This is a genomic window from Buttiauxella gaviniae, from assembly GCF_040786275.1.
GTDB lineage: Bacteria > Pseudomonadota > Gammaproteobacteria > Enterobacterales > Enterobacteriaceae > Buttiauxella > Buttiauxella gaviniae_A.
This window is the reverse complement of sequence record NZ_JBFMVT010000002.1, coordinates 2,219,142-2,232,661: the sequence shown is the minus strand read 5'-3', so window position 1 is coordinate 2,232,661 and position 13,520 is coordinate 2,219,142. Positions and strand designations below refer to the sequence as shown.

11 protein-coding genes are annotated in these 13,520 nt (G+C 52.8%); 3 read left to right on the top strand and 8 right to left on the bottom strand.

The genetic code is table 11. From position 1 onward, the window contains the following. Positions 1–2: 2 nt before the first annotated feature. Positions 3–2,828: an excinuclease ABC subunit UvrA gene (gene uvrA / locus AB1E22_RS11005; RefSeq protein ID WP_367595357.1), complete on the top strand. Its 2,826-nt coding sequence runs from the start codon at positions 3–5 to the stop codon at positions 2,826–2,828. Here uvrA and AB1E22_RS11000 read toward each other — a convergent pair whose 3' ends face one another. The 5 genes from AB1E22_RS11000 to dnaB all read right to left on the bottom strand — a co-directional run bounded on the left by AB1E22_RS11000 (position 2,829) and on the right by dnaB (position 8,526). Beyond that, a complete protein-coding gene (locus tag AB1E22_RS11000) occupies positions 2,829–3,182 on the bottom strand; it encodes an MmcQ/YjbR family DNA-binding protein (protein ID WP_367595356.1) in 354 nt (117 codons plus the stop codon). Between the two features lie 169 nt (positions 3,183–3,351). Next, on the bottom strand, positions 3,352–4,065 hold the full coding sequence (gene aphA / locus AB1E22_RS10995) for an acid phosphatase AphA (RefSeq protein WP_367595355.1): 714 nt from the start codon (positions 4,063–4,065) through the stop codon (positions 3,352–3,354). Positions 4,066–4,320: 255 nt separating this feature from the next. Next, complete coding sequence (gene tyrB, locus AB1E22_RS10990; protein ID WP_367595353.1) at positions 4,321–5,514, bottom strand: aromatic amino acid transaminase; 1,194 nt, start codon at positions 5,512–5,514, stop codon at positions 4,321–4,323. 363 nt (positions 5,515–5,877) lie between these two features. Continuing rightward, a complete protein-coding gene (gene alr / locus AB1E22_RS10985) occupies positions 5,878–6,957 on the bottom strand; it encodes an alanine racemase (protein ID WP_367595352.1) in 1,080 nt (359 codons plus the stop codon). Between the two features lie 162 nt (positions 6,958–7,119). Continuing rightward, positions 7,120–8,526 (bottom strand): replicative DNA helicase, encoded by a 1,407-nt coding sequence (gene dnaB / locus AB1E22_RS10980; RefSeq protein ID WP_367595351.1) that lies wholly within the window; start codon positions 8,524–8,526, stop codon positions 7,120–7,122. A gap of 78 nt (positions 8,527–8,604) precedes the next feature. Between dnaB and AB1E22_RS10975 the strand changes: the two genes are divergently transcribed. After that, complete coding sequence (locus tag AB1E22_RS10975) at positions 8,605–9,588, top strand: quinone oxidoreductase (protein WP_367595350.1); 984 nt, start codon at positions 8,605–8,607, stop codon at positions 9,586–9,588. Positions 9,589–9,802: 214 nt separating this feature from the next. On the opposite strand, the gene dusA is transcribed toward AB1E22_RS10975, so the two are convergent. The 3 genes from dusA to AB1E22_RS10960 form a co-directional block, all read right to left on the bottom strand. Beyond that, positions 9,803–10,801, bottom strand: a complete 999-nt coding sequence (gene dusA, locus AB1E22_RS10970; RefSeq protein ID WP_367595349.1) for a tRNA dihydrouridine(20/20a) synthase DusA — start codon at positions 10,799–10,801, stop codon at positions 9,803–9,805. Between the two features lie 94 nt (positions 10,802–10,895). After that, positions 10,896–12,203, bottom strand: a complete 1,308-nt coding sequence (locus AB1E22_RS10965) for a conjugal transfer protein TraF (RefSeq protein ID WP_367595348.1) — start codon at positions 12,201–12,203, stop codon at positions 10,896–10,898. A 171-nt stretch (positions 12,204–12,374) separates the two neighbouring features. Further along, a complete protein-coding gene (locus tag AB1E22_RS10960; protein WP_367595347.1) occupies positions 12,375–12,878 on the bottom strand; it encodes a cupin domain-containing protein in 504 nt (167 codons plus the stop codon). A gap of 109 nt (positions 12,879–12,987) precedes the next feature. Here AB1E22_RS10960 and zur point away from each other — a divergent pair, with 109 nt between their 5' ends. Beyond that, positions 12,988–13,503, top strand: coding sequence for a zinc uptake transcriptional repressor Zur (gene zur, locus AB1E22_RS10955; RefSeq protein WP_367595346.1), 516 nt, complete (start codon positions 12,988–12,990; stop codon positions 13,501–13,503). Positions 13,504–13,520 lie beyond the last annotated feature (17 nt).

Sequence of the window (13,520 nt, the reverse complement as noted above, 5' to 3'; positions counted from 1 at the left end):
GAATGGATAAGATCGAAGTTCGGGGCGCCCGCACCCACAATCTCAAGAATATTAACCTCGTCATTCCACGCGACAAGCTGATTGTTGTGACTGGTCTTTCGGGTTCTGGCAAATCCTCACTGGCTTTCGACACCTTATACGCCGAGGGGCAGCGTCGTTACGTTGAGTCTCTCTCCGCCTATGCGCGTCAGTTTTTGTCATTGATGGAAAAGCCGGATGTTGACCACATTGAGGGCTTGTCGCCTGCGATTTCTATCGAGCAGAAATCCACGTCGCACAACCCGCGTTCAACGGTCGGCACCATCACTGAAATTCACGACTACCTGCGTCTGCTGTATGCCCGCGTGGGTGAGCCGCGCTGCCCCGATCACAATGTGACGTTGGCGGCACAAACTGTCAGCCAGATGGTTGATAACGTTTTAGCGCAGCCGGAAGGCAAGCGCCTGATGCTACTCGCCCCGATCATTAAAGACAGGAAAGGTGAGCACAGCAAAACGCTGGAAAACCTGGCAAGCCAGGGTTATATCCGCGCAAGGATCGACGGCGAAGTGTGCGATCTGTCCGATCCACCAAAACTTGAGCTGCAAAAGAAACACACCATTGAAGTGGTGGTTGACCGTTTCAAAGTGCGTGAAGATATCGGCCAGCGTCTGGCTGAATCATTTGAAACCGCGCTCGAGCTGTCCGGCGGTTCTGCTGTTGTAGCCGATATGGACGACGAAAAAGCTGAAGAACTGCTGTTCTCCGCAAACTTCGCCTGCCCAATTTGTGGCTATAGCATGCGCGAGCTGGAACCGCGTCTGTTCTCGTTCAACAACCCAGCCGGTGCCTGCCCAACCTGTGACGGGCTTGGCGTGCAGCAATATTTCGACCCAGAACGTGTAGTGCAAAACGGTGAGCTTTCGCTGGCTGGCGGTGCCATTCGCGGCTGGGATCGCCGTAACTTCTATTACTTCACCATGATGCGCTCGATTGCAGAGCATTATAAATTCGATGTAGAAACGCCGTGGAACGAACTGAGCGCCAGCGTGAAAAACGTGGTGCTCAATGGTTCTGGTAAAGAAAGCATTGAATTTAAATATATCAACGACCGTGGCGATACCTCTGTTCGCCGCCATCCGTTCGAAGGCGTTCTGCACAACATGGAACGTCGCTACAAAGAGACTGAATCTTCTGCTGTGCGTGAAGAGCTGGCGAAATTTATCAGCAACCGTTCGTGTTCAAGCTGCGAAGGCACCCGTCTGCGCCGCGAAGCACGCCATGTATTTGTTGAAAATACCCCGCTGCCAACGATTTCAGATATGAGCATTGGCCATGCGATGGAGTTCTTCCAGAACATGAAGCTCAGCGGGCAGCGCGCGCAGATCGCTGAAAAAGTGCTGAAAGAGATTGGCGATCGTCTGAAATTCTTGGTTAACGTCGGCCTGAATTACCTGTCGCTTTCACGTTCCGCAGAAACACTATCCGGCGGCGAAGCGCAGCGTATTCGTCTGGCAAGCCAGATTGGTGCGGGCCTGGTCGGCGTGATGTACGTGCTAGATGAACCGTCAATCGGCCTGCATCAGCGCGATAATGAGCGCCTGCTGGAAACGCTGATTCACCTGCGCGATCTCGGGAATACCGTGATTGTGGTTGAGCACGACGAAGATGCGATTCGCGCCGCAGACCATATTATCGATATCGGCCCAGGCGCTGGCGTGCACGGCGGCCAGGTGGTGGCGGAAGGCACCATGCAGGACATCATGGATGTGCCGGAGTCCCTGACCGGGCAGTTCCTCAGCGGCAAACGCGAAATTGCGGTTCCAAAAAACCGTGTGCCTGCCGACCCAGAAAAAGTGCTGAAACTGGTTGGCGCAAAAGGCAATAACCTGAAAGACGTGACGCTGACGCTGCCGGTGGGCCTGTTTACCTGCATCACCGGGGTTTCGGGTTCCGGTAAATCGACGCTGATTAACGATACGTTGTTCCCGATTGCCCAGCGCCAGTTGAACGGTGCGACGATTGCAGAACCCGCGCCGTACCGCGATGTTCACGGCCTGGAACATTTCGACAAAGTTATCGATATCGACCAGAGCCCGATTGGCCGTACTCCGCGTTCAAACCCGGCCACTTATACCGGCGTGTTTACGCCAGTGCGTGAGCTGTTTGCGGGTGTGCCGGAATCCCGTGCGCGTGGTTATACGCCAGGGCGTTTCAGCTTTAACGTGCGCGGCGGGCGCTGCGAAGCCTGTCAGGGCGATGGCGTAATTAAAGTCGAAATGCACTTCCTGCCGGATATTTACGTGCCGTGCGACCAGTGCCGAGGCAAGCGTTATAACCGCGAAACGCTGGAAATTAAGTACAAAGGGAAGAGCATTCACGAAGTGCTGGATATGACGATTGAAGATGCACGTGAGTTCTTCGATGCCGTTCCTGCCCTGGCGCGCAAGCTGCAAACGCTTATCGACGTGGGCCTGTCTTATATTCGTCTTGGGCAGTCTGCAACGACGCTATCCGGCGGTGAAGCGCAACGAGTGAAACTGGCGCGTGAGCTTTCAAAACGCGGCACGGGCCAAACGTTGTATATCCTCGATGAGCCAACGACTGGCCTGCACTTTGCCGATATTCAGCAACTGCTGGAAGTTCTGCACCAGCTCAGAGACCAGGGCAATACTATCGTGGTGATTGAGCATAATCTGGACGTGATTAAAACCGCTGACTGGATTGTCGATCTTGGCCCAGAAGGCGGCAGCGGCGGCGGCGAAATTCTCGTTTCCGGCACGCCAGAAACCGTCGCAACGTGTGAAGCCTCACACACCGCGCGTTTCCTTAAACCGTTATTGAAATAATTAGTCTGAAAGCTGCTGCCTTGTCTGTTGAGGCAGCAGCGATAACGCCTGTTGATAGGAGGCGTCCACCAGATAGTAGATCTGCGAATCAGGCAGCGTCCCATCCAGATAAACCGTGCTCCAGTGTGCTTTGTTGAGATGTGCGCTAGGGAAAACATCCTGATGCTGTTCACGCAGCAAATCGGCCAGATCCGGGCTTGCCTTCAGCGAAACCGCAGGCCGTTGTTCCACGTCATGAACCATCGCATACATTACATCTGCGACTTTAATTTGTGTCGCCTTCCAGTCGCTATGAACCGTTTGTTCCGCTCCGGGTTTGTTCATGCAGTACTGCAATAACTCCGAATTAGTCATTTTTATTCCCCTTAAAAAACTCCCGTGAAAACGATGTGCTGACCAGTTTAAGAAGATGGTCTTTTTAAGTGTGCGAACAACTCGCCAAAAGTAAAATTCAACGGGGGATTTTTGATGAAAAAAACGGCGATCTGCTTTTGCACATCGCCGTGTTGAATGGTTGGAAAAATTAATATTCGGAGTTAACAATCACCTCTTCACCAAACGCACCGGCTTTTGGTAAAGGTTGATAGCTGGAGTTCGAAGCGCGTAACAGACGAATGCCACGTGCGCCTACATCTTGTGCCGCAGTAATATCGCCATCTGAATCGCCGTAGAATATTTTGATTTTCTTATCTTTTAGCCACTGTGTTTTCGTATTTTGGCCGGGGTGATCGCCCGCAAAAATAACTGGGTTTACCTCCGCCTGTGGGATCTGGAAATCGTTCTGGAGCGTTTGGGTCACGGTTTCTGTTTTAGTCTGGCTGCGACCCGTCACAAAATAGATGCTGTCGCCACGTTTGAGGTGCATCGCGATAAGATTTCTCGCCACCTCTTTCGGCATACTGAAGTCATCCCAGCCGTTGTTCATCTTTTCCCAGAACTCAGGGTTTTTCAGGTAATCCTGTTTGCCGGGTGAAAACTCTTTCTGCCCGCGGTAAAAGCCGGGGCTTGAGAAAAGCACCGTGTCGTCGATATCGAACCCAACGGCCATCGGTTCGCGCCCTAACAGGCTATTTTCAATTTGCGCGACAGAGACCCAGTGAACCGGAACTTGTTGCGCCAGTTCCGCAACGGTGACGCCAGGATTCAGCGGCGCAGGTGCAGAAACCTTCGCAATAACCGACTGATTTAATCCTAGTAATAAACAAGCGGCACTCAATGCCAGCGTAATTTTGCGCATCGTTTTCCCTTTTATGATCGTTAATTTTTATCGTTAGAAAGTAGAATGACTGGTCAAAAATCTACCCGACCATACCTTTCAGCGGCTGGCAGTAAAAGGAATTTTTCAGGATTTGTCATAGAAAAAGGTGATGATCACAGAATGGGAAATGCGTGGAAAACCAATCTCTTTCCAACCTTTTCCTTAATGACCCCCACCCAGCCTCCCCCTTACCAGGTGGAGGAGTTAAATCTCCCTCCCCTGGTAAGCGAGTACTTACATTACAGCCGAAAACGCCTTCGCTACGCGGTGTACGTTATTGCTGTTAAGCCCGGCGACACACATACGGCCGCTGGCAATCAGGTACACGCCAAACTCATCGCGCAAGCGATCAACCTGAGCGGCACTCAGGCCGGTGTAGCTGAACATGCCGCGCTGTTGCAGCAGATAATCAAAGTTACGGTCTGGCATCTCAGCCTTCAAAACTGAGACCAGAGCCTGGCGCATATCGAGAATACGGCGGCGCATGGTTTCAACTTCGGCCAACCAGTTGGCTTTCAGTTGCTCATCGTTAAGCACGGCGGCCACAACCTGCGCACCAAAGTTTGGTGGGCTGGAGTAGTTCCGGCGTACTGTCGCTTTCAACTGGCCCAGGACGCGGCCCGCCGTTTCAGCATTTTCACACACCACCGAAAGTCCACCGACACGCTCGCCGTACAGGGAGAAAATCTTAGAGAAAGAGTTGCTGACCAACGCAGGCAGCCCGGCGCGGGCAATTGCGCGAATCGCATAGGCATCTTCTTCCATACCGGCACCGAAGCCCTGGTATGCAATATCGAGGAACGGAATCAGCTCGCGAGCTTTAAGGATTTCGACAACGGCATCCCACTGGGCCTCTGTCAGGTCAGCACCCGTTGGGTTATGACAGCACGGATGCAGCAGCACAATGCTTTGCGCAGGCAGCGTTTGCAGGGTTTCCAGCAACGCTTCAAAACGCACACCGTTAGTTTCGGTATCGAACCACGGATAGGTGTTCACTTCAAAACCCGCGCCGCCAAAGATAGCAACGTGGTTTTCCCAGGTAGGGTCGCTGACCCAGACCTGCGAATTTGGGAAATACGTTTTCAGGAAGTCTGCGCCGACTTTTAGCGCACCAGAGCCGCCAAGCGTTTGAATAGAGGCGATACGCCCCTCAAGCAAGGCTGGATGTTCAGCCCCGAACAGCAAAGGTGCAATGGCGCTGCGGTAGGTGTTCAGCCCTTCCATCGGCAGATAAAGAGACGCGCCGTGCGGCTGGGCATTCAGGCGCTCTTCTGCTTGCGCGACGGCCTGTAACTGCGGGATAACCCCATCTTCGTTGTAATAAAGACCAATGCTGAGGTTTACCTTTTCACTGCGTGGATCAACTTTGAAACGTTCCATTAAGGAAAGGATGGGGTCGCCAGCATAGGCGTCAACTTTTTGAAACACGGTGAGGTTCTCCTGGTTTACAGTGTCGCGGGTAACCACTGTAAACCGGAAGCTGGGGGGAGATCGAGAGGTTTGGTGAGTCTGGCGATATTTTGTCGGATGCCGAACGTCGGGTGGCGGCTTACGCCTTACCCGACCTACGTGATATGCGGCACTATGCGATTTGTAGGGTGGCGGCTTGCGCCTTACCCGACCTACGTGATATGCGGCACTGTGCGATTTGTAGGGTGGCGGCTTGCGCCTTACCAGACCTACGTGATATGCGGCACTGTGCGATTTGTAGGGTGGCGGCTTGCGCCTTACCAGACCTACGAAAACCGAGTTTGTAGGGTGGATAAGCGATAGCGCCATCCACCGAAACGTTTAGTCTAGATACTCCATCGCCACCCTTGACGTCAGCCGGGTGATAAGTTCGTAAGCACTTACTTTTGTGATTTCTGCAATGCGCTCAACCGGAAGATTTTCTCCCCACATCACCACGCTATCACCGACTTTTTCTTCTGACTGCGGGCCGAGATCGACACAAATCATGTCCATCGCCACGCGCCCGACAATCGGCACTTCACGACCATTGACCAGCACGGGTGTACCCGATGGCGCCGCACGCGGATAACCGTCCCCGTAACCAATGGCAACCACGCCCAAACGCGTGTCGCGTTCAGCAATCCAGGTGCCGCCGTAACCGACCGCTTCCCCGGCTTTGTGCGCGCGAACGGCAATCAGGCTGGATGTCAGCGACATCACCGGCTGGAAGCCAAAGTCCACGCCCCACGGTTTTTGCTCCAGCGGAGAAACACCGTAAAGAATGATGCCTGGACGCACCCAATCCAGATGCGATTCCGGCCACAGTAAAATTCCGCCAGACGCGCCAATAGAACGCTGGCCGGGTTTACCTGCGGTAAACGAGTTAAAGATATCGAGTTGGCGCGGTGTGGCGTCAGATTCAGGTTCATCTGCACGGGCAAAATGGCTGACGATATTCACCGGCTGGCTGACATTTTTACAGCGTGAAAGCCGCTGATAAAACGCTTCGGCTTCTTCCGGCAGGATGCCCAGGCGGTGCATGCCGGTATCGAGTTTCATCCACACGGTAATCGGCTGGCTTAATTCCGCCTGTTCCAGCGCTTCGAGCTGTTCGATGCAGTGAACGGCGGTCTGGAAATTCTGCTCGGCGATGGTCGGGAGGTCGCTTGCGTTAAAGAAGCCTTCCAGCAGCAGAATGGGCTGAGTAATGCCGCCCGTCCGCAGGCGAACGCCTTCTTCGAGACGCGCCACGCCAAAAGCATCGGCGTCGGTCAGGGTTTGGGCGGTCTCCAGCAGACCATGCCCATATGCGTTTGCTTTCACTACCGCCACCATACGGCTGGCGGGTGCCAGTTCACGCAGGCGTTGCAGGTTGTGTCGCAGAGCGCGGCGGTTAATTTTTACGGTTGCCGCTTGCATGTTTATTCCTTGCCAAAATAGTTATTTATTCTCACCAATCCTCTCAATCATTCGAGTCACAACAAGGCGGCCAGGGAGCTCATCCCGATGAGCTTACTCACGTAAGTGATTCGGGTGAGTGAGTGCAGCCAACGCAGGTGTGGCTTGAAGGATGACGAGGATTTAGTCTTCGTCGTATTGCGGGCCCGCATAGTTATCAAAGCGTGACCACTGGCCGTTGAACGTCAGGCGCACGGTGCCGATCGGGCCGTTACGCTGTTTACCGAGGATGATTTGCGCGATGCCTTTCTCGTCGCTGTTGTCGTTATAAACTTCGTCGCGATAGATAAACATGATTAAGTCGGCATCCTGCTCGATGGAGCCGGATTCACGCAAGTCGGAGTTTACCGGGCGTTTATCGGCACGTTGTTCCAGGGAGCGGTTAAGCTGCGAGAGCGCCACGACAGGCACCTGGAGCTCTTTTGCCAGCGCTTTTAGCGAGCGAGAGATCTCGGCGATTTCCAGCGTTCGGTTGTCAGAAAGCGACGGGACGCGCATCAACTGAAGGTAGTCGATCATAATCAGGCTCAGGCCGCCATGTTCACGATAGATACGGCGCGCACGGGAGCGAACTTCGGTTGGCGTCAGGCCGGAGGAGTCGTCGATGTACATATTGCGCTTCTCAAGCAAGATACCCATGGTGCTCGAAATACGCGCCCAGTCTTCATCATCCAACTGACCGGTACGGATTTTGGTTTGGTCGACGCGGGAAAGTGACGCCAGCATACGCATCATGATCTGTTCGCCGGGCATCTCAAGGCTGAAAATCAGCACCGGTTTTTCCTGCAACATCGCGGCGTTTTCGCACAGGTTCATGGCGAAGGTGGTTTTACCCATCGACGGACGCGCCGCCACGATGATCAGATCCGATTTTTGCAGACCTGCGGTTTTCTTGTTCAGGTCTTGATAGCCCGTATCGACACCCGTTACGCCATCGTGCGGCGTCTGGTAAAGCGATTCGATACGCGAGACGGTAGCTTCAAGGATTTGGTCGATGCTTTTAGGCCCTTCGTCTTTGTTGGCGCGGCTTTCAGCAATCTGGAACACGCGCGATTCGGCGAGGTCGAGCAAATCTTCGCTGGTACGCCCTTGCGGATCGTAACCGGCATCGGCGATTTCATTCGCCACGGCAATCATTTCACGGACAACCGCACGTTCACGCACGATATCAGCATAAGCGCTGATGTTCGCCGCACTTGGCGTGTTTTTAGATAACTCTGCCAGATAGGCGAACCCGCCTACGCTTTCCAGGTTTCCCTGTAATTCAAGGGATTCCGAGAGCGTGATCAGGTCGATAGGCTTGCTCATCTCCAGCAAACGCTGCATTTCGGTGAAAATCATGCGGTGCGGACGGCTGAAAAAGTCGTTGGCCACGACGCGCTCGGAAACGTTGTCCCAGCGTTCGTTATCCAGCATTAAACCGCCCAATACCGACTGCTCCGCTTCCAGAGAATGTGGCGGCATTTTCAGCCCTTCCATCTGACGATCGCGGGGTTCTTTCGGTTTGTTGAAGGGTTTATTTCCTGCCATAGTGAGGGAGTTACCAAAATCAGATAAGAGAGACGAGAGTTTACTCTATCTCCCTCCGAGGAAACAGAAGGAGTTCTCATGGCAACACGCATTGAATTTAGTCAGCACGGCGGGCCGGAAGTCTTAAAAGTCGTTAATTTTACCCCGACATCCCCCGCAGAACACGAAGTGCAAGTTGAAAACAAAGCGATAGGTATCAACTACATCGATACCTATATCCGCAGTGGTTTATATCCACCGCCGATGCTGCCAAGTGGGCTCGGCACCGAGGCTGCGGGGGTGGTGAGCAAAGTCGGCGGGGCGGTAACTCATCTTAAAGTCGGCGATCGCGTGGTCTACGCGCAGTCTGGCTTAGGCGCGTACAGCAGTGTTCATAACGTGCAGGCGGACAAAGCAGCGAAACTCCCGGATGCTATCTCCTTCGAACAAGCCGCCGCGTCGTTCCTCAAGGGCTTAACCGTCTATTATCTGCTGCGCAAAACTTACGATATCAAAGCCAATGAAGTTTTCTTGTTCCATGCGGCCGCAGGCGGCGTTGGGTTAATCGCATGTCAGTGGGCCAAAGCGCTGGGGGCAAAACTGATTGGTACCGTGGGCTCCGCACAAAAAGCGGAACGCGCCAAAAATGCCGGTGCGTGGCAGACGATTAACTATCGCGAAGAGAATCTGGTTGAGCGTGTTAAAGAGATTACCGGGGGTAAAAAAGTCGCGGTGGTTTATGACTCGGTGGGCAAAGATACCTGGGAATCGTCGTTGGATTGCCTGCAACGACAGGGTTTGATGGTGAGTTTTGGTAACTCTTCGGGCCCGGTTACGGGTGTGAATCTGGGTATTCTGAACCAGAAAGGCTCGCTGTATGTTACTCGCCCGTCATTGAATGGTTACGTGACCACGCGCGAGGAGCTGGAAGAAGCCTGCAACGAGTTGTTCTCGTTAATCGCCAGCGGCGTGATAAAAGTGGATGTCGCTGAAAATCAGAAGTTTGCCCTGCGGGATGCTGCTCTTGCTCATAAAACGCTGGAAAGCCGCAGCACACAAGGCTCTAGTTTACTGATTCCCTAAAAGAATTTGGGCTTCCCGAGGGAAGCCCATTCTTTTTTTGTTCGCACAGTATGTAGGGTACAGCGCGATGAATTCGTTTTTTCGCAACCCGTTAATATTGTCAGATTTGGTAAATAATTGATATGCCGCAACCTGCAAACTTAGCCAGAAAGATACCAGGTTGTGATCAACTCCGCAGTACCTGAGTAATTCACCCAACTATTACGGTTAAATATCAGCGCTTATCCGCAACCAAGGACAAAGCATGTTCAACCACTGAAATGCCGGCACCGGCTTTGTGGGCATTTTCGCTCAGATAACGTCGCCACTGGCGAGCGCCTGGAATGCCCTGGAATAAACCAAGCATATGGCGAGTGACATGCCCTAAATAAGTGCCGTTTGCCAGTTCGCGCTCGATATACGGATACATGGCACGAACCGCAGCAACGGTATCGACTTCCGGCGAGTCAATGCCGAAAATCTCACGATCGACCGCTGTAAGCAGACCTGGGTTCTGATAGGCTTCGCGCCCAACCATTACGCCATCCATATGTTCCAGATGGGCTTTTGCCTCTTCCAGCGTTTTAATGCCGCCGTTGATGGCCATCGTCAGGTGCGGGAAATCACGCTTCAACTGGTATACACGCGGGTAATCCAGCGGTGGAATTTCACGGTTTTCTTTTGGACTTAAACCAGAAAGCCAGGCTTTACGCGCATGGATGATAAACATCTCGCATTCACCCTTCCCGGCTACCGTGCCGATGAAATCGCACAGAAATTCATAGCTGTCCTGGTCATCAATGCCGATACGCGTTTTGACCGTGACGGGAATGGAAACCACGTCACGCATTGCTTTGATGCAGTCGGCAACGCGCTGGGCGTCTGCCATCAGACACGCACCAAACATGCCGTTTTGCACGCGGTCAGACGGGCAGCCCACGTTCAGGTTAATTTCATCGTAACCGCGTTCTTCAGCCTGTTTCGCACAAATCGCAAGGGCTGCCGGATCGCTGCCGCCTAGCTGCAACGCGATGGGATGCTCGTCCTCGCTGTACGCCAGATAATCCCCTTTGCCGTGAATGATCGCGCCGGTTGTCACCATTTCGGTGTACAGCAGCGTCTGGCTTGATAGCTGGCGCAAAAAATAGCGGCAGTGGCGGTCGGTCCAGTCAAGCATCGGGGCAATAGAGAAACGATGCGGCTGGAAAGGTGTCTGGTTGGTTTGTGAGGACATAGGCACTGGCGTTTACGGGCTACGGTTAAAAAAGGGTCGCTACTATAGCATAAAGCAGCGTCGGGACACCCGCTCGTCCCGACGGCTTAATTCATCAGAAAGTGACGCTGAGTTGTGCGCCCGCCCCCCATGTTTCGTCTTCGCCGTACAGCCCCATTAAATCGACATGAACACGATTAAACGGTGCAAAACCGACGCCACCGGTAAAAACGTTGCTGTCGTTTGATTTCACATCTGCGCGATAGCCAGCCCGCACCGCGAGCCATGAGAGCGGACGGACTTCCGCACCCACGCCAACGTACTGCGAATTTTCTTCGCTTTTGAAACCTTTGGTTTCAGTGAGATCGCCATCGGCGCTAAGGGTAATAAGATCGTTATGCCAGGCCGCGCCAGCCGTCACTAATGGGCGAATCTGGTAGGTGTCTTTGTAGTTTACTGTTTCACCCGTTCTGCCATTGGTAATGAGGACGTCCTTGGTATCAATGTCACGTGAGATCAAGTTCTGTCCACTCAGGCCTAGCGTCCAGTTTTCTCCAAAATCGGCCGCCAGACCCGCATCCACGTTGAAACCCGTATCGTCATTACGGTAGCGGCTACTGTTCCAGTCATTGCTGTCATAGGCATAAATCGATGTGGTGTAGTTATACAGCCAGGTTTTTTGTAGCTTCGGCGTCACGCCCACGGAAACCGGCACACCGCCAAGATCAAATTGCTTCGCCAGCGCCACACCATAGTCAGAAACGATAGCCGCGCGGCCAGAAGCTGTAGAGTTTAAATTGCGGGTGATGGTATCAGAGCCATTGATTGCGGCATCCAAAGCTACGCCACCGGCAACAACATCGGAATTTTCGATGCCGTGCAGATAATCAATATCCTGCTGATCGATAGAAGAATTGACGTGCGCTCGGGCGTAGGCTTTTGCGACAAACGCCATCGAAAGTACATCGTTGGGAATGCTTACGGCAATGCTGGCCCCCGCTTTGGCTTGCGCCGTTTTCCCTCGCAGGTCTTCGAGCTCTCCCGCCAGATCTCCCGCCGCACTTTGTAATTGATTGAGTGAACCACCGGGATTGAGAAGGATATCCTGCAGGGTTAGATCGTCGATAACGTCTTTGTATTGGTCGACCTTATCGCTGATGTCATCAATCTGATCTTGCAGATTATCTTTATCCGTAATTTGCGCACTGACAGACGGCAAAATAACGGTCACCGAGTCGTCCTGCTTTGCTTTTGCCAGTAATGCAGGGTTTGTTAATACCCCACTTCCGTAACTTGCAGAGGCAACTCCCGTTCCCCCCATTGCATCACTACGTGCTTCTGACCAGGTACCCGCCGCGCTGGCGTGATTTGCCACAAATAAAGATGCAGCGCTGAGCGCCACCAGAGTTTTAGTTTTTTTCATTCACCGCTCGTCCGTCTGTTAACAGATATAAAAATTTGCCCCTGCCAGTTATGACTGAACCGAGGCGGACTATTGCTGTGAATAAAAAGCTTAAAAGTGGGCTGTTTCGCCCATTAAAATCCCATTTCTATCCGTGGGGATTATGAGTTCAAAATTTCCATGCAAACTTATTTATAGTTTACCGTTCGGTTTTCGTGAAGGCAGACCATTATGCGGGCCGAAAAACTGCGGGGGATGATCAATCCATCTATCCTGGCGTTGTGCGGCATAGCTCGCATTTAACGGGTAGTAAATTCTGTTTTCAGCTTTGTTTGCTTCGCCGACAATCAGCAGCCGAACTTCATGTTCCGTATTATTAATAAAAGTATGGCAAACGCCAGTTCCAGCCGGGAAACCAACGCTATCGCCGGGCTCCAGGGAATAAAGATGCCCGTTGATCCACACCTGCGGGTGCCCTTCCAGAACGTAGGCGAACTCTTCTTCGCTGCTTTCCGCATGTGGATAGGAAGTTCGACGGCCCGGTAACAGACGCTCATGGTGGATCCCCAGGCGTGTTAAACCCAGTTTACGAGCCAGTGGCGCGCCAATAGAAAATCGCTCAGCGCTGTCCGGGTAAGTTGAGTCGTCCTCACCTTCCAGTTCTTGCCAGTGGCGAATGCAATCAGGTTTATTCATAACCAACTCCGGGATAGTCATCTCAAAAGGATGTGACCAGAATGGCGCACCATTCGGCGTTTTTTGCACGTTGTGATAGAGTGTAGGGCTAATCTACAGGGGAATGCTGATGGACATCACGACTTCACAAAACGTGTTAGCGCAGGCTGAAAAACTATGCGAGCAGCGTAATGTGCGCCTGACGCCACAACGCCTTGAAGTGCTGCGTTTGCTGACGCAGCAAGCGGGTGCGATCAGCGCTTATGATTTGCTGGATTTATTACGCGCCAGTGAACCGCAAGCTAAACCCCCAACGGTCTATCGTGCGCTCGATTTTCTTCTCGAACAAGGTTTTGTACACCGTGTAGAGTCAACGAATAGTTATGTTTTGTGTCACCTGATCGATCAGCCAACGCACTCTTCAGCGATGTTTATCTGCGATAGATGCGGAGCGGTGAAAGAGCATGCTGCACAAGGCGTAGAAGACATCATGCACCAACTGGCGGCGCAGTTGGGTTTTGCTTTACAGCATAATGTGATTGAAGCGCATGGTTTGTGCAGTACGTGTGCGGAAGTTGAAGCCTGTAGCCATCATGATGCGTGCGAGCACGATCACTCAATTCAGTCGAAGAAAAAATCGCGCTAGGTTGGCTGGTTTGAACT

Excerpts from the sequence above, each read along its gene's own strand:
- uvrA (WP_367595357.1), top strand. The coding sequence starts at position 3 with ATGGATAAGATCGAAGTTCGGGGCGCCCGCACCCACAATCTCAAGAAT.
- AB1E22_RS11000 (WP_367595356.1), bottom strand. The coding sequence starts at position 3,182 with ATGACTAATTCGGAGTTATTGCAGTACTGCATGAACAAACCCGGAGCG.
- aphA (WP_367595355.1), bottom strand. The coding sequence starts at position 4,065 with ATGCGCAAAATTACGCTGGCATTGAGTGCCGCTTGTTTATTACTAGGA.
- alr (WP_367595352.1), bottom strand. The coding sequence starts at position 6,957 with ATGCAAGCGGCAACCGTAAAAATTAACCGCCGCGCTCTGCGACACAAC.
- dnaB (WP_367595351.1), bottom strand. The coding sequence starts at position 8,526 with ATGGCAGGAAATAAACCCTTCAACAAACCGAAAGAACCCCGCGATCGT.
- AB1E22_RS10975 (WP_367595350.1), top strand. The coding sequence starts at position 8,605 with ATGGCAACACGCATTGAATTTAGTCAGCACGGCGGGCCGGAAGTCTTA.
- dusA (WP_367595349.1), bottom strand. The coding sequence starts at position 10,801 with ATGTCCTCACAAACCAACCAGACACCTTTCCAGCCGCATCGTTTCTCT.
- AB1E22_RS10965 (WP_367595348.1), bottom strand. The coding sequence starts at position 12,203 with ATGAAAAAAACTAAAACTCTGGTGGCGCTCAGCGCTGCATCTTTATTT.
- AB1E22_RS10960 (WP_367595347.1), bottom strand. The coding sequence starts at position 12,878 with ATGAATAAACCTGATTGCATTCGCCACTGGCAAGAACTGGAAGGTGAG.
- zur (WP_367595346.1), top strand. The coding sequence starts at position 12,988 with ATGGACATCACGACTTCACAAAACGTGTTAGCGCAGGCTGAAAAACTA.